The sequence below is a fragment of the Gracilibacillus orientalis genome, assembly GCF_900114645.1.
In the GTDB taxonomy this organism is placed as follows: Bacteria; Bacillota; Bacilli; order Bacillales; family Amphibacillaceae; genus Gracilibacillus; species Gracilibacillus orientalis.
Window position 1 is genome coordinate 460,129 of sequence record NZ_FOTR01000002.1, and the last position, 21,194, is coordinate 481,322.

Here is a 21,194-nt window from a genome sequence, read left to right on the forward strand (position 1 = left end):
ATCTACCTCTTACATACAGTTAGGTTCTATAGTTAATTTAACCGCTCCGGTTTCTTCTTCTAAAAGCATTATATCTAAACCACATCATCTTCATAAAATAATAGTAGATGCACTAACAGAAGGTGCGAATAATATGACCATAACAATATTGCCAAAAATACAGAATTTTTTTCGAATGCATAAAAGTTTCTACTTTCAGTTTATTATTATTCTATAAATATATTATAACATTTTATTGAAATAATTTAAATAATTACCAACAATAAACAATTAGTTTTCTTTACTTCTAGAAAGCCTCAATAACTCAACCATTAGTATTATTTTTAATTGATATGTGGTTCATACGGCATGTTATCTCGTAGTATGGAGAAGAGCTATTTGGGGTGCCGCCTTTTCAGCTAGCCAGAGTGATCCAGCATTATCGCAGTTTTACAATAAATTAACAGCTTAACTGCACTTACAAACTCTATTTCTGACTGACTCGTGGCTGCTTGAATTTGTAAAACATTATTCATATTCTCTTTCCACTGAAACTTTAAATTCACCGCTTTATCACTAGCATCAATCTCTTCCTAAAAATTTTGGATAAAACCCACTGATTTTCCTACTATATACAAATACTAATATGCTATACTTTTATAGATGAGATGAAATAATAATAAAGGTGTGATGTTGCATGACTACATATGCGGTGGAAGCAACCGATTTAGTGAAAATTTTCGGTAAGCACCGTGCTGTTGATGGGATTAGCCTTAAAGTACCCAAGGGCATTGTCTATGGATTTCTTGGGCCGAATGGGGCGGGCAAGACAACAATGATTCGCATGCTGGCGACCTTGTTGAAACCAAATGAAGGGCATGCCAAAGTAATGGGGTATGATCTTGGAAAAGAAGCTGATAAAGTAAGGCATTCTATTAGTTTAACCGGACAATTTGCATCAGTTGATGAGGAACTGTCAGGTAGAGAAAATCTTATTTTTATCAGTAGATTAGTAGGTTATAGCAGAAAACAAGCAAAACTAAGAGCAGACGAATTACTACATGCCTTTCAGTTAGAAGATGTAGCCAAACGCCAAGTGAAAAAATACTCCGGCGGCATGCGCAGACGTATCGACATTGCAGCAAGTATTGTTACTTCCCCAGAATTACTTTTTCTTGATGAACCTACCACAGGACTAGACCCAAGAAGCAGAAACCAAGTATGGGACATCGTCAAAGCACTCGTCAAAAATGGAACTACCGTCTTTTTAACCACACAGTATTTAGAAGAAGCAGATCAATTAGCAGATTTAATTGGTGTAATCGACCGTGGAAAGCTGATTGCAGAAGGTACAAGTAAAGAATTAAAATCCTCTATTGGTGCTGGTAGCTTAACCGTTCATTTTGATGATAGCGAAGAATTGAAGAAAGCACAGAACATTTTCATTTCACAATTTGAACAGGAGCCTGACATAAACGAACAAGATATTTCCTTAACTGTTATGATTAAGGAACATGCAAAGGCAGCCAAGGCAATTGGTGAATTAGCGAATACTAATGTGCAAATCAAAGACTTTTCCATGAGTCAGCCGAGCCTTGATGAAGTGTTTTTAACCTTAACTGGTAATGTACAAGATCAAGAAGGAGGCGACTCTACGAATGAATAAGCCATCTGCAATCGAGGAAATATTAACAAATCGAACCCGACCAAAAAGTCCACCAGCAATCCAAGCATCTGCTACCTTCGCATGGAGAGCATTATTACGAATTCGTTATGTTCCTGAACAGCTTTTTGACGTCACTGTCTTTCCGATTATCTTTTTATTAATGTTTACTTATTTGTTTGGTGGGGCAATTTCCGGTTCTACGGGAGAATATTTGAATTTCGTTTTGCCAGGTATTTTAGTAATGACCGTTTCCATGATTACGATGTACACGGGACTTGATTTAAATAAAGATATCGAAAAAGGCGTATTTGATCGTTTTCGCTCCTTACCAATATGGCAACCATCAGTATTGGTTGGTGCATTACTCGTAGACACGTTAAGATATTTAATTGCCTCGACGATTATGGTAACTCTAGGATATATATTAGGATTTAGACCAGAAGCCGGATTTAGCGGCGTCATTATGGGGGTTGTCATTCTACTCTTGTTCTCATTTAGTTTATCCTGGATTTGGACGATGCTAGGTATTATCGTCCGTTCCGAAAAGGCACTGATGGGAATTAGTATGATGTTTTTATTCCCGCTCACTTTTTTAAGTAGTGTATTTGTTGACCCTTCGACAATGCCTAACTGGTTACAAAAGTTTGTTGATATTAATCCGATAACATTTGTAGTCGATGCCGTTCGTACACTTATCCACGGCACAGGAACGAATGGCGATGTCATGATTGTCATCTATATATCGATTGCTTTAATTGCGATATTTGGTCCTCTTACGATGTACTTTTTTAAAAATAAATAATGTGAGCCTGAAGCTTATGTAAAAAGTAAAACCGCATGAACATATATTTCATGCGGTTCATTTAATTGAAGCCAGTTTGATTTATACTTTTGCATCTGAAACTACAAAACCTCCGCCTTCTGTTGTATTACTTTTAACCTTTGACGAGGTTTGTTTCTCTTTTAGTTGATCTGAATGTCCTCTGTTTACAGGCTCGTTAGTTAAAGTAATCAAACCATTACCTTCCACCCTTTTACTATATCCTAATGGGGACGTTGATTTTATAAGTTGCGCATACACTTCTGGTTCTGTTAATGTTCTTTCAAACTCCTGCTCCATTTGTTCAATCAGAATCGCAGCAGCTCCGGACACATGTGGGGTTGCCATGGACGTTCCTGACAACTTCGCATATTTCCCATTTAAATAGGTGGACATCACATTGACACCAGGTGCCACTAGATCAATCTCATCATTTGTATTCGTGAATTCAGCCATATTGTCTTCATTATCTACGGCACCTACTTGCACTACTTCTTTATAATATCCAGGATAATTTCGTTCTGCTGTTCGTGCATCTCCATCTCCTTCATTTCCAGCAGCACACACAACTAAAATGTCATTAGCTACGGCTTTTCGAATCACTTGATGAAGCTCTGGTACATCCGATTTTGCACCGAAGGACATGGAGATAATTCGAACTTTTTCCCCATTTCTACCACGCCATTTTATAGCATGTTGAATCGCTTGTATAATGCCATTATAGTCTCCAGAACCTTTGGCATCAAAAGCTTTTAATATTAATAATTTGGCTTCAGGAGCTACTCCGACTACACCTCGACCATTGAGCACAGCCGCAATCGTTCCAGCAACATGTGTACCATGTCCGTTTTGATCGGAAAAATTTCGGGGATTGCTATTATTTTCAGTAGTAAAATTTCTACCATCCATAATCCGGTTTCTTAAATCTGGATGGTGTCGATCACACCCTGTATCAATTACAGCAACCACAACGTCGCTACCTTTATAACCTTTTTCCCACTTTTTAGGTGCTTGCATCATTTCGATACCAGCAGGAATTTCACTCGTGTCGTCAATCTGTTGTTCCATTTTAAATGGGATTAAACGTACTCGTGCCATTGTTCTCCTCCTTGCAACATACATTTATTACTAGTTAATTCAACAAGAAGGAAAAGTGTACTAGACGTTTATCATGTTCGTTTAGATTATCTAAAAAATCATCTAATAAATTAGTAATTGTTACATTTTCTCCTAATAGGACTCTTTCTATGATTAATCTCCATTCACCAAAGTATACAATAGCCGTTTTTACCACCACTTCCAATACTTATATCTAGATGTTATAATAAATGTGAGTAATGCATATAATAAATAACCCACAGCATTCACTGTGGGTTATGGATAAGTGGTCCCCCAGAGGGATCGGCCATCGTTTTTTTGCGATAGACCTCACCTACTTACTTTTGCGGGTTAATAGGGAGGTCTATTTTTTATTGATCATCGAAACGATCAAAGCAAGTAATGCAATCAAGAATGTGCCGAACGAAAATAGAACGACAAAACTTTCATACATACTCATAGGCATCACCCCTTTCATGAGGGGATTAGCCGACCTCTCCCTAAAAGAACATTATCCTACTAAATTATACCATAATTCCACATATACTAGAACATACATTCTATAATTATTTCTATCTCCTTTATTTTAGTGATTGATACTTCTATCGTATTATGCTATACAATGCATCAGAGGAATTTAATAAAGTGAGACTATGACCAATCGGGATCTTACAGACAGTTAGCACTGTGACAAATAATTAAGCAATTTTTCTCTCATCATCGTCCTCATTCAACTTACATAAATGTTGTCTTTTCACATCACAGTAGTAAATCCGAGGTAGACCTGATAACAACCAATATTCATGCAATAATGTCGAGCTAACAAACCATATCATCGTCCAATCTAATAGTCTCAAAAGAATCTCTCCCTTCGTAACTAATTTATGGCAAAGGGAAGTTGTCTAAGAACGTTTTCATTCAAAGGATACCATTTTAGTACCAAAATGATAATTTTCCGTTTGATTTTGGTACTAAAACCAACTTTAAGTACCATTTTTACTTGTTCGCTTTCCATTTTAGTACTTAATCGGCTCATTGTTTCAAAAGGCACCAAAGAAATGGTGCCTTTTGTTCATGTGTATCCGTTTACATTTTCTTTGGCGTTACGTGTTAAAAAACATATTATTTTTCTTTCTCTTCTTCAACTAGCAATCGGCGCAAGGTTTTTCCTATTAATGATTTTGGGAGACTTTCACGGAATTCGTATATTCGCGGTATTTTGTATGCGGCAATCCTTTCTCGACAAAACGCCTCAAGTTCCTTTTCGTCTGTTGAAGCACCTTCCTTTAAAACGATGTAAGCCTTCACCGTTTCACCTCGGTATTCATCAGGAACTCCCACGGCAGCTGCATCCATTATTGCTGGGTGTTCAAACAAGACCTCCTCAATTTCTCGAGGGTAAATATTAAATCCGCCCGCAATGATGAGGTCTTTTTTACGATCGATAATGTAAAAGAAGCCGTCATCATCTATTTTCGCCATATCACCTGTATAAAGCCATCCGTCCTTTAAAGCGTCACTCGTTTCCTCCAGTCTTTTCCAGTACCCTTTCATAACCTGTGGTCCTTGAATGATCAGCTCACCCACTTCACCGTTTTCAAGTTCTTCACCAGTATCCGGATCGACAACCTTTGCGAGAGTATCTGGAAAAGGAATTCCAATCGATCCGAGTTTTCGTTTTTCCCATATATTATTCGCATGGGTTACAGGAGAAGCTTCGGTTAAACCGTAGCCTTCAATCAGCTTACCCCCGGTTAACTTCTCGAACGTTTCCTGGACTTCGCCGGGCAGCGGGGCCGCACCACTAATACATATATTAATGGACGATAAATCATAACTTTTTATTTTTGCATGATTGATTATTGCCATATACATCGTTGGCGCTCCAGGAAATGTAGTCGGCTTCATTTTGTCAATTAGCTTCAACGTCATGTCTACATCAAACTTAGGGAGAAGAATGAGCGTACCTCCTAATTGCATGGAAAGATTCATGAGCGTGGTCATTCCAAACACATGAAAAAATGGGAGCGTCGCCAAGTATCGTTCTTTCGCCTCCTCACTTCGATATACCCAAGCTCTCGTCTGCAAAGTATTGGCGACAAGATTATAGTGGGTAAGCATGACACCTTTAGAAACGCCAGTTGTACCACCTGTATACTGAAGCAGAGCCAAATCTTCTTCCACATCCATTTTGACGTTAATCGGCCTAGCTGATTCTATAGATAGAAGTTTCTTAAACGAATGCGTATTCTGATCGTAGATGACCTCCATTGATAAACCATCTTTTTTGGCCTTTATCGGGTACAGTATATTTTTTGGAAATGGCAAGTAGTCCTTCATTGAGGTGAAAATCGTATGTCTTACTTCTATTTTAGGCAATACGTTTTTGACACGCTTAAATAAATGATCCAAGGCGATAAGGACACTTGCTCCAGAATCATTCAGCTGATGCTCCAACTCTCTTTCCACATAAAGTGGATTTGTTTGAACGACAATTGCACCAATCATTAATGCTCCGTAGTAAGAGATGACTGATTGAGGACAATTCGGGAGCATAATCGCTACCCGATCGCCCTTCTTAATCCCTAACCCTTTTAAGACATTTGCAAACCGGTATGTTTCCTTTAATAACTGCTCATATGTGATCTTTTTTCCATAGAAAAACAGCGCTGTATGTTGAGGATGTTTTTTTGCTGTGTCTATCATGAATTGAGCCAAATTTTGCTTTGGATATTCGTATGACGATGCGACTTCTTCGGGGTAATACTCTAACCATACTTTCTCAGACATATCCAACTCTCCTTTTTGGCTGTAGCATTCAATTGTTAAACGACATACTTCTCAGCAGAAATGACACGCTCTGCAATTTGTCTTTTCAGTACAACCGTATTGATTGGCGTTCGGCGAGCCAGCTTTTTTAATACAGATAGCTGAGCCTTGAGCATATCACCGGACTCCATCGCAGCTAATGAATCCTTCGCGAGAGATTCGATTGTTTCAAAGGATTCGTGAACAAATATTTGTGTCATCGCGATCGCATTAGCCACTTTCTCTTCGCCTTGCTTAGCGATCAGCTTCTTTGTTCTAAGAAACGCACTTTCAGCTGCATACACTTGGATCATGATGTCAGCTAAGTGACTTAGGATTTCTTGTTCTGTTTCAAGCTCTTCTTGGTATTTTTGTACGGCGATACCTCCAATCATGAGGAACATTTTCTTCGCCATTTTAATCATATACTGTTCTTGCTCCAAGAGCCCTTCAAACGTCCGTTGCGGAATAAATGTAAGCAACTCTTCTTGCAACTTTTGTGCTTTCTGCATCAGAGGGAGGTCGCCCTTCATTGCTCGCTTAAAAAGAGTGCCTGGTATGAGCAAACGGTTGATTTCATTCGTTCCTTCAAAAATTCGATTGATTCTCGAGTCACGATAGAGGCGCTCAATTTTGTATTCATTTATAAACCCATAGCCACCATGAATTTGAACGCCCTCATCTGCAAGAAAATCTAATGTCTCAGAGCCAAATACTTTATTGATCGAGCATTCTAATGCATACTCAGCAATCGCTTTGGCCGACGCCACCCCTGCATCAGAACTGTTGAAATCAATATCTTTCATACTCGAATCTATTAATCCAGCCGTCCGATAGACCATACTGTCAAGAACATAAGCTCTAATATTCATTTCTGCTAATTTTTTTCGAACGAGAGCAAAGGATGAGATTGGCTGCTTAAATTGAACTCTTTCATTCGCATAGGCCGAAGCCAATTCAATCGTATCCTTTGATGCACCGAGACAACCAGCTGCAAGCTTAAATCTTCCGATGTTCAAAATGTTAAAGGCAATAAGATGACCTTTTCCAACCTCCCACAATAGATTCTCTGTAGGAACCTTCACATCTTCCAAAATAAGTGGACACGTTGAGGAGCCTTTGATACCCATTTTCTTTTCTTCCGGTCCAATACTGACACCTTCCATCGTTCTCTCAATAATAAATGTACTAAAATCCGTTCCATTTACTTTCGCATAAACAATGAAAATATCAGCAAAGGCTGCATTCGTAATAAACTGCTTCGTCCCATTTAAAATATAGTGCTTACCATCCTCAGATAACGTGGCGGTTGTTTTCGCACCAAGCGCATCTGAACCAGAAGATGGTTCTGTCAGGCAATAGGCAGCAATTTTTCGACCACTAGCTAATGGAGGCAGGTATTTTTTCTTTTGCTCTTCTGTTCCAAAGTAAACGATCGGTAAGGTACCAATACCGACATGTGCACCAACGGATAGACCAAAAGACGATGCCTTAGAGAAGCGTTCACTGATTAAAGTCGAGCTTACTTTATCTAGACCAAGACCTTCATATTGCTCTGGCACATCTGCACTAAGAAGACCCAATTCTCCAGCCTTTTGCAGGAGATTTACCGTAAGATCATAATTTAAGCTTTCAATCGCTTCATCCTGTGGCAGAATCTCTCCGTCTATAAAATCCTTTGTTGTTTCGGCAATCATTCGCTGCTCTTGTGTAAAATCATCAGGTGTTACAACCGAGTCATAATCGACATCGTCAATAATAAAGCTTCCACCAACTTTTTTTTCATCCATCATTGAATTCCCCTTTCTATCATGGTGCTGGTATGGTGATTCAGTGATTCAAGCATCATTTTACCCCGGATGGATGCACTTCAAAAACGCTAGCTGCACCCATGCCACCGCCGATACACATGGAAACGACTCCGTACCCGCCGCCTCGCCGTTTCAGCTCATAAAGTAAGGTTGAGGTTAACTTGGCTCCTGTACATCCAAGAGGATGGCCCAGTGCAATCGCTCCTCCATTCACGTTTACTTTCTCCTCATCGATATTCAGTTCGCGAATGACTGGCAGGCATTGTGCTGCAAATGCTTCGTTTATTTCAAAAAGCTTGATGTCATCCTGACTAACCCCTGCCATGTCGAGAGCTTTTGGAATCGCCTTGATCGGACCAACACCCATAATCTCAGGCTCAACTCCAGCAACTGCAAAGGATTTAAAAGTAGCTAATGGTTTTAGGCCAAGTGCTTCCGCCCTCTCTTTACTCATCACAACGCACGCTGCTGCACCATCGCTCATTTGCGATGAGTTTCCGGCAGTTACGGTCCCGCCCTGCTTGAATGCTGGCTTTAGACTTGCCAGCACATCAACACTTGTATCCGAACGAACCCCTTCGTCCGTGTCAACAACGCTTGGTTCTTCCCAGCGGTTGCCGTTCTCATCGACTCCTGTACGCACTGTTTGTACCGGGACGATTTCTTCCTTAAAATTCCCTGCCCGGACTGCTACTTCTGCTTTCTGGTGGCTCGCTGCGGCAAAGCAATCTTGATCCTTTCGTGAAACACCAAATCGTTCTGCCACTTCTTCAGCCGTAAAACCCATACCCATATAGATTTCCGGCATTTCCTCAACAATTTGCGGATGCGGGGACATCTTAAACCCCGACATCGGAACATGACTCATACTTTCTACTCCTCCGCCGATGACAACATCTGCATGACCAAGCATGACACGCTCTGCGGCAAACGCAATCGACTGCAAGCCGGATGAGCAAAAACGATTAATCGTAATAGCTGGAGTGGCAGCTGGAAAACCAGCATAAAGGGAGATAATTCTTGCAACATTTAGTCCCTGCTCCCCTTCAGGCATGGCACAGCCTATAATGATATCCTCCACGTCCTCTTTCTTTAATCCGTGAGCTCGCTCCATGACTGCATTTAAAACCGTACTTCCTAGGTCCTCTATTCGTGTTTGTGCAAATCCGCCTTTCTTTGCCTTTCCCACCGGTGTGCGTGCAATTGATACAATCACTGCTTCTCTCACAAAGTTCACCTCATTTTTAATTTAGTTACGTAATGGTTTCCCTTTGCTTAACATGTACTGCATGCGCTGTTGAGTTTTCGGCTCACCGCACAAGCTTAAGAAGGCTTCCCGTTCGAGATCGAGCATGTATTGTTCACTCACTCGTGTCCCCGCAGGAACATCTCCACCAGCTAATACGTGAGCCAGTTTATTGGCAATTAATTGGTCATGATCACTGATATAACCCGCCAACCTCATTTGATAAGCACCTAGCTTCAACAGCGCCTTCCCTTCGCTTCCGACGACGCGAATGTCCACCTTTGGCTTTGGCGCATATTCCTGCTGAACCAACCGCAGTGCAGCTTGCTTTGCTTCATAAATAAGGTGATCCTGATGGACAACAACGGTATCATTATTACGCAAATAGCCAAGTTTTTTCGCATCTAGAGCACTTGTCGATACCTTTGCCATGCCGATCGTTTCAAAAATTTTGTTGACATATGGTTGTATATCAGCCTCCGGATTCGTAACGGAGTTGCTAAGACGACAGATGAGTTCCTTACACCCTCCGCCTGCTGGAATTAACCCAACACCAACTTCGACCAATCCGTAGTATGTTTCTGCTGAGGCGACAACCTGATCGGCCGGCAGACAAACCTCAACACCACCACCTAAAGTCATCCGATGCGGAGCTGCAATGACAGGCTTTTCAAACTGCTTTAAGTGATACATTGTATTCTGGAACATGCGGATAATATGCTCTACTTCATCCCACTCTTCATCCTGCGCTTCCATTAAGAGCATCATTAAGTTGGCACCGACGCAGAAATTCCGTCCTTGATTGGCGATGACAAGCCCATCGTAATTGCTACGGACTTCTTCCATGCTTTGTTCAATCATCATTAAAATATCCGCACCGATCGCATTGTTAGGGGAATGAAATTCAAGACATGCGATTCCATCACCAAGATCAATCAGGCTGGCTCCGCTGTTAGCTTTTACAACCTTCTTTTGCTCTTTAAGCGTACGTAGTGAAATCACTTCAGGCTTTGGCTCTAGTTGTTTGTAGGCACCGTCTGAAACGAAAAACGTCGTACCTTCTTGCTTCTTGTAAAAGGATTTGTTCCCGGCTTCAATCCAATCCTTCACCCACTGTGGAACGCTCGATCCTTCTGCTTCCATCCGCTTTACCGATGTTTCCAATCCAATCGCATCCCACGTTTCAAATGGACCAAGTTCCCAATTAAAGCCCCATTTCATTGCTTCATCAATTTCCAGAATCGAATCCGCAATTTCTCCGACTTTTTCCGCTGAATAGATGAGTACTTTCTTTAGCGTATTCCAAGCTAATTCCGAGTAGCGATCCTGCAAACTTAGAAGCGATTTTAGCTTTTGCTTTGTTCCTTTTGCCATTTTGGCAGCCTCCAAAGATGCACCAACTGCTTTCTTTTGTGGCTCGTATTCCATCGTCTGAACGTTAAGGGAGAGAATCTTCTTCCCCTTTTCGTTTTTCACCTTTTTATAAAAGCCCTGCCCTGCCTTCTCACCAATCCAGCCTTTTTCGACCAGATTCTGTAAAATATCAGGAACCTTAAATACCTGTTTTTCCGCTTCATCGGTTACTTTTTCGTACATATTATTAGCAATATGTACAAACGTATCGAGTCCCACTAAGTCCAATGTACGAAATGTCGCACTTTTCGGACGCCCGATTGCCGGGCCGGTACATGCATCTATTTCCTCGACTGTATAACCTTTATCAAGCATTTCGTTTAGTGTGACGTGCATACTGTATGCTCCGATCCGATTAGCGATAAAATTCGGGGTATCCTTCGCAATCACGACCCCTTTACCGAGCTTTTTCTCACAAAATCGATTCATCACATCTACGATTTCCGGTAGTGTTTGCTTGCCTGGAATAATTTCTAATAGCTTCATATAGCGAGGCGGATTAAAAAAATGTGTGCCTAGAAAATGCTTCTTAAATTCCTCACTAAGCCCGTCAACCATTGCATTGATGGAAATGCCTGACGTGTTCGAGCTGACAATGGTTCCCTTCTCCCATACTTTTTCAACGCGCTTAAAAAGCTGCTTCTTAATGTCAAGCTTTTCAACAATCACTTCAACTACCCAATCCACTTCCTTTATTCGCCCCAGATCATCCTCAATATTGCCAGGAGTTATAAATGACGCCAAATCCCCATCATACAGCGGTGCTGGCTTTGTTTTCTTAAGTCTCTTGATTGCATTTACAGCTAAACGATTACGGACTTCCTTACTATCTAGTTTCAGTCCTTTTCTTTTCTCATCTTCTGTCAATTGACCAGGGACAATATCGAGCAAGAGACAAGGGATCCCCACGTTTGCTAAGTGGGCAGCGATACTTGCTCCCATAACGCCCGAACCGATTACAGCTGCACGTCGAATGTGTCTTTCCATACGATAAAACCTCCTGTTCTAGATCATCCTGTAAGTTTGCTAGACTCGCCAAAGATAGCTTGCTCTAAGATCTCCGCAATATCTTTTGCCTGTACACGCTCCTCTACTTCTATTGCTTTCGTGCCATCATCAAGCATCGTGAGACAATACGGGCATGCACTGCTAATCACCGTTGGATTCACGTCAAGCGCCTGCTCCGTACGAGCAAGATTTACCCGCTTTCCAGCGGTTTCTTCCATCCACATCATACCTCCACCTGCACCGCAGCACATTCCATTCTCACGATTACGCTCCATCTCAAGCAATTCCACACCTTTAATCGAACGGAGGATATCTCGAGGCTGCTCATATACATTGTTATAGCGCCCAAGATAACAAGAATCATGATACGTAATCCGTTCATCCAATTCATACGTTGGTGTCAACCGGCCGTCTTTCACTAGCTGATTGAGAAGCTCGGTATGATGAAGGACCTCAACCCCATCTAAACCAAACTCTGGGTATTCATTTTTGAGCGTATTAAAAGTATGCGGGCAGGCTGTAACAATTTTTTTCACGTTGTATTTCTGCAATGTTGCGATGTTTTCCATACACAACTCTTGGAAAAGTAATTCATTGCCCATTCTTCTTGGCGTATCACCGGAGTTTTTCTCTTCATTACCAAGAATCGCAAAGTTGACGCCTGCTTCATTAAGCAATCTTACAAACGCTCGGGACACTTTGCGGCTGCGATTATCGTATGATCCCATCGAACCAACAAAGTAAAGAATATCAAAATCAGGATTTTCCTTTACTGTCGGAACCGGAATCCCGTCAATGTCTTCCACCCACTTCGCACGATCTCTTCGATTGATTCCCCACGGATTCCCTTGGCGCTCAATATTCTGCATCGCACGTTGGCCTTCATGAGGAACACTGCCTTCCATGAGAAGCAAATGTCGGCGCAAGTCTACGATTTTATCCACATGTTCATTCCCGACTGGACATTGATCCTCGCAGTTCCGACATGTCGTACATGCCCAAATCTCCTCCTCGGTCATCACATCGCCTACGAGATTTAGCTCCTCTACATTTTTATCACTTGTCGACCACATCTCTTGCTGAAACATCATCGTCGGTTGAATCGTCGTCCCTTGCCCCCACTCGCCCTGCTCTCTATCAACATCTAGGACACTGTGTATACCATAATTAGACTTCGGTACCCAAGGTGATTTCGATGTGATAGCTGCTCCTTTTTCAGTCAGGTGGTCTCGCAGCTTTACAATGAGATGCATCGGCGAAAGAACCTTGCCCGTATTGGAAGCTGGACACACATCCGTGCAACGACCACATTCAACACAAGAATAGAAATCGAGCATTTGCTGCTGCGAGAAATCTTCAATTTTTCCAACACCAAATGATTCCGCATGTTCATCCTCAAGATCAAGGCTTCTCAATTGGCCAACCGGCTCTGTTCGTCTAAAAAAAATGTTGATCGGAGCAACCATGAGATGAAAATGCTTTGACTGCGGAACATACACTAAAAAAGCCAGCAAAATCAATAAATGCGCCCACCAAAACGTGTAAAAGAGAATATGTGCTGTGATCTCATTAACCGACGCAAAAGCTGTTGCAATCACAGAGGAAATCGGAGCATACCAAGAAAAGGCAAGATCATGAACGACCCGCTCAAATCCAAGTGTTAATAAAACCGAAAACATTAAGGAAAAAATGAAATAAATAACGATACTAGGCTTCTTCCCTCTTTTTAAGCGCGACAGCTTCTCCCCGTAACGGCGATAGGCAGCATAGCCAACTGCAAGAAAAATGAGAAAGACTGTCATTTCCTGAAAGAGGTTAAAGACGTGATAGCCAGGAATCGGAAGTCCATCTGCCCCTAGGCCTTTGACTATGATATCCAAGGCACCAAACTGTAAAATGATAAAGCCATAGAAAATAATCACATGCATGACTCCACTTTTTTTGTCCTTCAACAATTTCGTTTGACCGAATACTTGAGAGACGAACGTCCTAAAGCGCTCATCCAGCTTTCTTTCGATTTCCACCCGCTTTCCTAGTTTCAAATATAAGTATCGATGATAGACGACTTTTCCAAATAAATACAAGCCGTAACCACTTACTAAGAGAAATGCTAGAAATTGAAGCCATTGCCAAGCCACAATGATCGCTCCCTTCCTGATATAGTAGGTTTACAGAAGCTTTTGGACCGTCTTTTCCCTGCAAGAAACACACATGAAAAAGTAAGGGCTCTCATACATATAAAGATATGTACCTGTTTATTAGAAAATACCTACCGTTTATGTTTGAAAGGAGAATGATAAATGGATATTTATGTCGTCATGAAACAGACCTTCGACACCGAAGAAAAAATTATCTTTGAAGATGGCAAAGTTTCCGAGGATGGAGTTCAATATGTCATCAACCCATATGATGAATATGCCGTAGAAGAAGCAATTCAGAAAAAAGATGAACTAGGAGGAAGCGTTTACGTTATTGCTGTAGGTCCAGACCGGACATCCGAAGCCCTACGAACAACATTGGCAATGGGAGCCGATGAAGCCGTATTAATATCCGATGAGAGAATTGGCTCAGATGAAAACACAATTTCAAAGGTATTAGCTTCATACTTAGGCAGCAAAAAGTTTGATTTGATTCTTGGCGGTTACTTCTCGGTCGATAACGGTGCTGGTCAAGTGGCCATTCGATTAGCACAGCTCTTAGACATTCCACATGTCGGCTCGATTACAAAGCTCGATATTAGTGATGGCAAGGCGAATGCAGATCGAGATGCAGAAGGAGACCTCGAACAGGTTGAGGTTACACTTCCTGCTGTTTTCACTGCACAACAAGGGCTAAATGAACCACGTTACCCAAGCCTCCCAGGAATTATGAAGGCCAAAAGAAAACCTCTTAAACAATTAAACTTAGATGATCTCGATATAGAGGAAACCGAGCTATCCCCAAAAACAGCTAGAACAGCACTTTCTCTCCCGCCTCAAAAAGAAGCAGGACAATTTATTAAGGGCGAGACTGCAGAGCAAGTGAAAGAGCTTGTTGAAAAACTGCGTTATGATGAAAAAGTATTATAATAAGGAGGCATTCATATGGTTAAAATTATTCTAGTCGTTGCTGAGCACCGCGACGGAGCATTGCGCCAGGTCACCTATGAGGCAATTCAAGCAGCAACATTGTCCTCAGCCGAAAACGACCAGCTCCATGTCGCCGTGATTGGTCATCAATTAGAAAGCTTGACAGAGCCCCTTTCCAGTATTGATGCTGAAAAAGTTTATCTTATCGATCACCCGGATCTACAGCAATACAATCCAGAAGCGTATGCTGCTGCTTTAAAGCAAGTGATTGATGCCTCAAATCCAGACGGAATCATATTGGGACATACGGCTATTGGTCGCGATCTAGCGCCGATGATTTCAGCAAAGATCGATGCCGGACAAATTTCGGATGTAACAAACATTGAGAACATCGACGATCAAGTTGTGTTCACACGACCAATTTATGCGGGAAAAGCATTTGAAAAAAAGATTTTCCGAAGCTCTCCATGGGTTGTCACCATTAGACCAAATAATATTTCAATAGCTGAACCAAGCGATGGCAAAGCTGAAGTTGAAAATATCGATTATGCTAAGCCAGCTTCTTTACGAACCGTTATTCAAAACGTCGTACGGAATACATCTGGTAAAGTCGATTTATCAGAAGCTAAAATTGTTGTATCAGGCGGGCGCGGAGTCAAAAGTGCAGACGGTTTTAAACCTCTGCAAGAGCTAGCCGATGTCCTCGGCGGAGCAGTCGGTGCCTCTAGAGGTGCTTGCGATGCAGATTACTGTGACTATTCACTGCAAATCGGGCAAACCGGTAAAGTTGTCACACCAGAGGTCTACATTGCCTGTGGGATCAGTGGTGCGATTCAGCACGTCGCCGGAATGAGTCAGTCGAAGATAATTGTCGCAATTAACAAAGATTCTGAAGCGCCAATTTTCAAGATCGCTGATTATGGTATCGTCGGGGACTTGTTTGAAGTCGTGCCTTTACTTACGGAAGAATTTAAAAAGGTTTTAGGTTAGAAAAAGCTATGATGAGGGCCTCTTCTTGCTCGCTCGAGGCCTCATTTCATTCAAAATAGTGGCATCTATGTTCACCTTTTTTCTCATAATATTGTTGTAATATTCGAAAGACTCTTCTTCTGGATACCATCTTATCTCCCCAATGAAAAATAGAGGTTGATGTTAGTTTTCGTTCAGGGAACAAAAACTGATATTCCTTACAGATACGCATAATAGCCTCATTTCCCTTTTCCATATGACCACATAAACGACATTCGATGCCTTGTTTTATAGGATATGTTGACATTTCACCACAACGATAACAAGGAATTCCTTTTTCTAACTCATCATATTGATATTCTGGAAACTGTTTAAATGGAGGATTTTCGATATGATTTACTTTAATGTTTTCTGAAGTTTGTTTGTCTTGTGAGGTAATTTTAGCGGTGATAGGAAAATGCTTGATAAAGCGATTGATTTGCGTAGGTAAGATAATATGTTTGTCTTGTGGAGCTTGAAAGATGGTACACTCGGGGTTAACAAATACCAAGTAGGAAATCAAAGGGAGCCTTATTTCTAACGATTGGAGCAAGCGCCGAAGTATGGAATGAGCTCGATCGCGTTGAGCTATCGGATTATCGATTTCTACTTGATTCATCATAAATAATTTATCATCATGCCAATAAAATTCACCGTTGAAGTTTTTTATTTCAAATAAGAAAATAGTTCCGTTTTTCAATAAAATAGTATCCATTTGACAGTATTTATAATGATATATCAATAAATCTTTTAGTATGATATGCTCTCCTTCTAGTTTATCTAGGTATGTATCAAACATAACCTCCCCTTCAAAACCTTTAGCTAAACTCCGGTACCGTTTATTTTCTTCTTCGCTCAATTGCTTGCGTTTAGATAATAGCTCATATGCGATTAATTCGCCAGTTTTTTTTCTTTGTTTTTCTATCATGGAATTCCTCCCTTTTTTACATATTATAACATATTTATCTTAATCAGTTTCAATTCTGGTACTTACTCACAATTTTAGTTCCAAATTAATGATCATGAGGGTTCATTTTGGTACTTAAACCTGTTTTAGTACCATATTGGTCCTTATGATCCCTAATTTTGGTACTTAATCGTCTTTTTAGTACTATTTTGAATTTGTGCGTCTATATTTTGGCACTTATCTAAAAGCCAGGAAAAGTGATTAACTACTATGTTGGTGGTAACACAGCGAAGGAATTCTACGACGCCCCAAAAAAAAAGAAAGCAGGATCTTAACATAGATCCCTGCTTTTCCTTAGATTACATCTAAATTAGCTGCATTTTAGATATGTTCTTTAACTCAACTCACATTGTACTAATGTCAATCACGAAACGATACTTCACATCTGAAGCTAATACTCGTTCATAAGCTTCGTCAATTTGATCCGCAGAAATTATTTCAATTTTAGGTGCAATGTCATGTTCTGCACAGAAATCCAACATTTCCTGCGTCTCACGTATGCCTCCAATCATGGAGCCTGCAAATGAACGACGATGACCGATTAGAGAGAATGCATTTACTCCCAACGGCTCTGCAGGTGCACCAACATTTACAAGAGTACCATCAAGTGTTAACAGGGAAAGGTAAGCATTTATGTCGATTTTTGCACTTACCGTGTTAATGATCAGGTCAAACGTGCCAGCAAGTTTCTCGAACGTCTCTTGGTCACTTGTGGCATAGTATTCTTTCGCACCAAATTGTAAGCCGTCTTCCTTTTTATTCAATGTTTGTGACAACACTGTAACTTCTGCACCCATGGCGTGTGCAATTTTAACACCCACGTGACCAAGACCACCCATTCCAACAACAGCTACCTTCTTCCCGGGACCAGCATTCCAATGATTTAATGGAGAATATGTCGTAATACCCGCGCAAAGTAATGGTGCTGCGACATCAAGCCCAATATTATCTGGCACTCTAACGACAAAGTCCTCTGTCACAACAATATGAGTAGAATAACCTCCTTGAGTTGGTTCGCCATATTTATCGACACCTGCGTAGGTAGGAACATTTCCTTTTAAGCAATATTGTTCCTCTCCTTCACGACAATTCTCGCATTCACCACAGGAGTCAACCATACATCCTACACCTACACGATCTCCGATATTGTATTTTGTTACCTCTGATCCAACAGCTGTAACAACACCTGCAATCTCATGGCCAGGTACAAGAGGATAATTTACTTCCCCCCATTCGCCATGTGCAGTGTGAATGTCCGAGTGACAAATACCTGCATATTTAATTTCAATCTGAACATCATGTAAATCAAGATCACGTCGTTGAATTTCAGCAGCTTGAAAAGGTTTGTCTGGTCCATCGACAGCTCGTGCTTTAGCAGTTATCATCAATATAACCTCCTATAATTCTACTTTTTAAAAAGAGATGACTTGTTTATCTCTTGCAAAACTAGAATAATCCCTATAGTTAACTCTAGGTCAAGTGATTGCTTTATATTTTTATTGATAGATTTCTGCGGCCATTCATGTTTCATATTCTAGGTTATAGATCTCTATATGTGAGTTAATGTTCACTTTCCTTTGATCTTCAGGAAATATCGTGATAGAATTACCAACAACCTAAAGTTAACTCGAGATCTATATTATGAAAGAATAGGAGATTATATGATGAAGACATATTCTATCAGCGAAGTTGCTAAAGAATTGAATCTTACAGTTTATACCTTGCGCTACTACGATAAGGAGGGACTTATGCCTTTTGTAGAACGGACAGCAAGCGGAACACGATTATTTAAACAATCTGATATCGACGCTTTAAAAGTAATTGAATGTTTGAAATCCACTGGGATGCCTATTAAGGAAATTAAAAGCTTTATTGATTGGTGTTCTGATGGGGATTCCACATTGCAACAAAGATATGACATGTTTATAGAAAGAAAAGCTTGTGTGAATGCACAGATGGAAGAACTAAAAAAAACAATGGAAGTCATAGAGCATAAATGCTTATATTACAAGACTGCATTGGAAGCCGGAACAGAAGATATTCATAAAAAGAATAAAATAGAGATTCCCATTACTGAATAATGAAATATAGGTGGGCTGTTTGTATATTGACTGTTCTATCTCTTCAGGATTCTCCTTGTTATTTTGCGGATTGCTTTTTCTTTAGTTAAATTAAAAAGGAATACAGCACTAAGAATAGCAAAAGACTACACTTATTGTTCCTGTTGAAATAGGAACAATAAGTGTAGTCTTATAGTAAAGTGCATTATTCGTATGCTAGGTATGCTGTTAACATCCATACATATTTTTCATACCTACCTTGTAAAGCAATTAATAAATCAGCTGAAGGTTCATCGTTATTCTCATTTGCTAGAGGTAATCCATCATTACGAATTTCAGAAATAATTTGCTTATAATCATCCATTAGTTGTTGAATAATCTCATTCTCTTTATCATCAGCATTCGCTTCCACTAATGTAGTTTCTTCTAAATACTTTGACATGACTGCCAAAGGCTTTCCATCAATTGCTAAAATTCTTTCTGCCACTTCATCTAAATCTTCGGCTATTTGATTGTACATTTCTTCAAAGGTAGCATGTAGCTGAAAGAAATGCCTCCCTTGAACACACCAGTGATAGCGATGTAACTTAACATATAACACAAAATGATTTGATAATAATTGGTTCAAAAAATTAATGAATCTTTGATTATCCATATAAACCCACCTTTTCACTCGTTTTTATAAATGCTTTTTTCTTATTTTTGCTAAATGTTATGGCTTTATACATATGTTGATAAGAATCAAATTTAGTGTAAGCCCGTTTGTAGGTTATTTATAAAGGGAAAAGTATGGTTATTAATTGTTTTGATCTATTTTAATCCCAATAAATTTCATTTCGGTCATGTCTTCAATGGCATATTTTACGCCCTCTCTACCAACACCACTTTGTTTCACACCACCATACGGATGATTATCCTGCCTATACGTTGAGATTTCATTAATCCAGACGCCACCCATTTCTAATCGATCAGCAACGCGCAGTGCTCGGTTAATATCTTTTGTAAAAACACCAGCTTGCAGTCCATATATGGAATCATTGGAATATTGGATTACTTCCTCTTCCGTATTAAATGGAATGACAGATACAATGGGAGCAAATACCTCTTGAGCAATGATTTTCATGTTTTTATCTACATCGGTCATGATGGTAGGTGATAAAATTGGACCATTTCGTTCACCGCCAACCGCAACCACCGCACCCTTGTCTACCGCATCATCAATCCACTGCTTAGCCCGTTTAGCTTCTTCTTCATTAATCATCGGACCAATGTCCGTTTCTTCACTGATTGGATCACCTATTTGTAATGCTTCTGTTTTTTTGGAATATGACTCAAGGAATTCATCATAAATTTCTCTATGCACATAAATACGTTGTGCTGAAATACAGACTTGACCAGAGAATGCAAAAGCCCCTTTTACCAGTTCTGTTGTAGCATAATCAATATTGGCATCCTCAAATAATAGGTTTGGTGAATTGGAACCAAGCTCTAAAGTAACTTTCTTAAATCCTGCTGTTTCCCTGATTTTCTTACCTACTGGAAGGCTACCAGTAAAGCTAATTTTATGGACTTTGTCATGCGTCACAAGGGGCGAACCAACTTCTTCACCAGTCCCGATCAGTAAATTGATGACACCGTTTGGCAATCCAGCTTCTTGAAACAACTCTACAAGCATATGGGCTGAAATTGGTGTTTTTTCTGCTGGCTTAAAAACGACTGTGTTCCCCGCGGCAAGGGCCGGTGCAAGTTTATGAAGGGAAAGGTTTAATGGGAAGTTAAACGGTGTGATAGCTCCCACTACCCCCAGTGGTTCCCGCTTGACTAGACCCATTCGATGTTCACCACCAATAGCTGCATCCATTGGTAATACTTCACCGGTAATATTTTTGGCTAATTCAGACGCAAATCGAAGAACTTGGATCGACCGTCCAACTTCACCACGGCTATACTTAATTGGTTTACCTGCCTCTTTGCTAATGATGGTTGCAAAATCCTCGGTTTTTTCTACTAACAAATCCGCTGTTTTTCGTAAAATATCAGCACGTTCATGGGCTGGCATAGCCTTCATTTCGGAATGAAACTTTTCAAAGCTAATGGTTACAGCGTCTTCAAGATCTTTCTCAGTAGCAAGTTTTAATTCTGCAACTTTTTCGTTATCAAAAGGATTATGCACAGCTGTTGTTTCTCGATTATCTTCTATTCGTTCTTGACCGTCGATAATGGAACCGATTTTTATCATAAT

General features: G+C 40.4%; 18 protein-coding genes. 5 read left to right on the forward strand and 13 right to left on the reverse strand.

The annotated features are described in order from the left end of the window. The first annotated feature begins 676 nt into the window (after positions 1–676). Positions 677–1,645 carry an ATP-binding cassette domain-containing protein gene (locus BM121_RS05630; protein ID WP_091482246.1) on the forward strand — a complete coding sequence of 323 codons (969 nt, stop codon included), beginning with the start codon at positions 677–679 and terminating at the stop codon, positions 1,643–1,645. After that, entirely contained in the window at positions 1,638–2,447 is an 810-nt protein-coding gene (locus BM121_RS05635) for an ABC transporter permease (protein ID WP_091482247.1), read from the forward strand. The genes BM121_RS05630 and BM121_RS05635 overlap by 8 nt, the downstream gene beginning before the upstream one ends. An 81-nt stretch (positions 2,448–2,528) precedes the next feature. On the opposite strand, the gene BM121_RS05640 is transcribed toward BM121_RS05635, so the two are convergent. The 9 genes from BM121_RS05640 to BM121_RS05670 form a co-directional block, all read right to left on the reverse strand. Beyond that, complete coding sequence (locus BM121_RS05640; protein WP_091482248.1) at positions 2,529–3,563, reverse strand: S8 family peptidase; 1,035 nt, start codon at positions 3,561–3,563, stop codon at positions 2,529–2,531. A 34-nt stretch (positions 3,564–3,597) separates the two neighbouring features. After that, positions 3,598–3,762: a hypothetical protein gene (locus tag BM121_RS22260; protein WP_217649302.1), complete on the reverse strand. Its 165-nt coding sequence runs from the start codon at positions 3,760–3,762 to the stop codon at positions 3,598–3,600. 165 nt (positions 3,763–3,927) lie between these two features. After that, positions 3,928–4,023, reverse strand: a complete 96-nt coding sequence (locus tag BM121_RS05645; protein WP_091482249.1) for a putative holin-like toxin — start codon at positions 4,021–4,023, stop codon at positions 3,928–3,930. A gap of 238 nt (positions 4,024–4,261) precedes the next feature. Then, complete coding sequence (locus tag BM121_RS21980) at positions 4,262–4,420, reverse strand: hypothetical protein (RefSeq protein WP_175495333.1); 159 nt, start codon at positions 4,418–4,420, stop codon at positions 4,262–4,264. 265 nt (positions 4,421–4,685) lie between these two features. Then, positions 4,686–6,353: a long-chain-fatty-acid--CoA ligase gene (locus BM121_RS05650; protein WP_175495344.1), complete on the reverse strand. Its 1,668-nt coding sequence runs from the start codon at positions 6,351–6,353 to the stop codon at positions 4,686–4,688. Positions 6,354–6,388: 35 nt separating this feature from the next. After that, complete coding sequence (locus BM121_RS05655) at positions 6,389–8,164, reverse strand: acyl-CoA dehydrogenase family protein (protein ID WP_425432210.1); 1,776 nt, start codon at positions 8,162–8,164, stop codon at positions 6,389–6,391. A 52-nt stretch (positions 8,165–8,216) separates the two neighbouring features. Continuing rightward, complete coding sequence (locus tag BM121_RS05660; protein ID WP_091482255.1) at positions 8,217–9,410, reverse strand: acetyl-CoA C-acyltransferase; 1,194 nt, start codon at positions 9,408–9,410, stop codon at positions 8,217–8,219. 21 nt (positions 9,411–9,431) lie between these two features. Then, positions 9,432–11,828 (reverse strand): 3-hydroxyacyl-CoA dehydrogenase/enoyl-CoA hydratase family protein, encoded by a 2,397-nt coding sequence (locus tag BM121_RS05665; RefSeq protein WP_091482257.1) that lies wholly within the window; start codon positions 11,826–11,828, stop codon positions 9,432–9,434. 23 nt (positions 11,829–11,851) lie between these two features. Then, entirely contained in the window at positions 11,852–13,987 is a 2,136-nt protein-coding gene (locus BM121_RS05670) for a (Fe-S)-binding protein (protein ID WP_091482259.1), read from the reverse strand. Positions 13,988–14,149: 162 nt separating this feature from the next. Here BM121_RS05670 and BM121_RS05675 point away from each other — a divergent pair, with 162 nt between their 5' ends. After that, positions 14,150–14,917 carry an electron transfer flavoprotein subunit beta/FixA family protein gene (locus BM121_RS05675; RefSeq protein WP_091482261.1) on the forward strand — a complete coding sequence of 256 codons (768 nt, stop codon included), beginning with the start codon at positions 14,150–14,152 and terminating at the stop codon, positions 14,915–14,917. 15 nt (positions 14,918–14,932) lie between these two features. Beyond that, positions 14,933–15,907 carry an electron transfer flavoprotein subunit alpha/FixB family protein gene (locus tag BM121_RS05680; RefSeq protein ID WP_091482263.1) on the forward strand — a complete coding sequence of 325 codons (975 nt, stop codon included), beginning with the start codon at positions 14,933–14,935 and terminating at the stop codon, positions 15,905–15,907. A 46-nt stretch (positions 15,908–15,953) separates the two neighbouring features. Here BM121_RS05680 and BM121_RS05685 read toward each other — a convergent pair whose 3' ends face one another. Together BM121_RS05685 and BM121_RS05690 are read right to left on the reverse strand one after the other, a co-directional pair. Then, entirely contained in the window at positions 15,954–16,853 is a 900-nt protein-coding gene (locus BM121_RS05685; protein WP_091482265.1) for a nuclease-related domain-containing protein, read from the reverse strand. A 383-nt stretch (positions 16,854–17,236) separates the two neighbouring features. Continuing rightward, the gene (locus BM121_RS05690; RefSeq protein WP_091482267.1) at positions 17,237–18,277 is read right to left on the reverse strand and encodes an NAD(P)-dependent alcohol dehydrogenase; all 1,041 of its coding nucleotides are present in this window, start codon (positions 18,275–18,277) and stop codon (positions 17,237–17,239) included. A gap of 279 nt (positions 18,278–18,556) precedes the next feature. Here BM121_RS05690 and BM121_RS05695 point away from each other — a divergent pair, with 279 nt between their 5' ends. Next, positions 18,557–18,973, forward strand: a complete 417-nt coding sequence (locus tag BM121_RS05695) for a MerR family transcriptional regulator (RefSeq protein WP_091482269.1) — start codon at positions 18,557–18,559, stop codon at positions 18,971–18,973. A 184-nt stretch (positions 18,974–19,157) separates the two neighbouring features. On the opposite strand, the gene BM121_RS05700 is transcribed toward BM121_RS05695, so the two are convergent. Both BM121_RS05700 and BM121_RS05705 read right to left on the reverse strand, forming a co-directional pair. After that, a complete protein-coding gene (locus BM121_RS05700) occupies positions 19,158–19,607 on the reverse strand; it encodes a Dps family protein (protein WP_091482271.1) in 450 nt (149 codons plus the stop codon). 141 nt (positions 19,608–19,748) lie between these two features. Next, positions 19,749–21,191, reverse strand: a complete 1,443-nt coding sequence (locus BM121_RS05705; protein ID WP_091482273.1) for an aldehyde dehydrogenase family protein — start codon at positions 21,189–21,191, stop codon at positions 19,749–19,751. Between the last annotated feature and the right edge of the window lie 3 nt (positions 21,192–21,194).

Coding starts and splice junctions, on each gene's coding strand:
- BM121_RS05630 (WP_091482246.1), top strand. CDS start 677: ATGACTACATATGCGGTGGAAGCAACCGATTTAGTGAAAATTTTCGGT.
- BM121_RS05635 (WP_091482247.1), top strand. CDS start 1,638: ATGAATAAGCCATCTGCAATCGAGGAAATATTAACAAATCGAACCCGA.
- BM121_RS05640 (WP_091482248.1), bottom strand. CDS start 3,563: ATGGCACGAGTACGTTTAATCCCATTTAAAATGGAACAACAGATTGAC.
- BM121_RS05645 (WP_091482249.1), bottom strand. CDS start 4,023: ATGAGTATGTATGAAAGTTTTGTCGTTCTATTTTCGTTCGGCACATTC.
- BM121_RS05650 (WP_175495344.1), bottom strand. CDS start 6,353: ATGTCTGAGAAAGTATGGTTAGAGTATTACCCCGAAGAAGTCGCATCG.
- BM121_RS05655 (WP_425432210.1), bottom strand. CDS start 8,164: ATGATGGATGAAAAAAAAGTTGGTGGAAGCTTTATTATTGACGATGTC.
- BM121_RS05665 (WP_091482257.1), bottom strand. CDS start 11,828: ATGGAAAGACACATTCGACGTGCAGCTGTAATCGGTTCGGGCGTTATG.
- BM121_RS05675 (WP_091482261.1), top strand. CDS start 14,150: ATGGATATTTATGTCGTCATGAAACAGACCTTCGACACCGAAGAAAAA.
- BM121_RS05680 (WP_091482263.1), top strand. CDS start 14,933: ATGGTTAAAATTATTCTAGTCGTTGCTGAGCACCGCGACGGAGCATTG.
- BM121_RS05685 (WP_091482265.1), bottom strand. CDS start 16,853: ATGATAGAAAAACAAAGAAAAAAAACTGGCGAATTAATCGCATATGAG.
- BM121_RS05690 (WP_091482267.1), bottom strand. CDS start 18,277: ATGATAACTGCTAAAGCACGAGCTGTCGATGGACCAGACAAACCTTTT.
- BM121_RS05695 (WP_091482269.1), top strand. CDS start 18,557: ATGAAGACATATTCTATCAGCGAAGTTGCTAAAGAATTGAATCTTACA.
- BM121_RS05700 (WP_091482271.1), bottom strand. CDS start 19,607: ATGGATAATCAAAGATTCATTAATTTTTTGAACCAATTATTATCAAAT.
- BM121_RS05705 (WP_091482273.1), bottom strand. CDS start 21,191: ATGATAAAAATCGGTTCCATTATCGACGGTCAAGAACGAATAGAAGAT.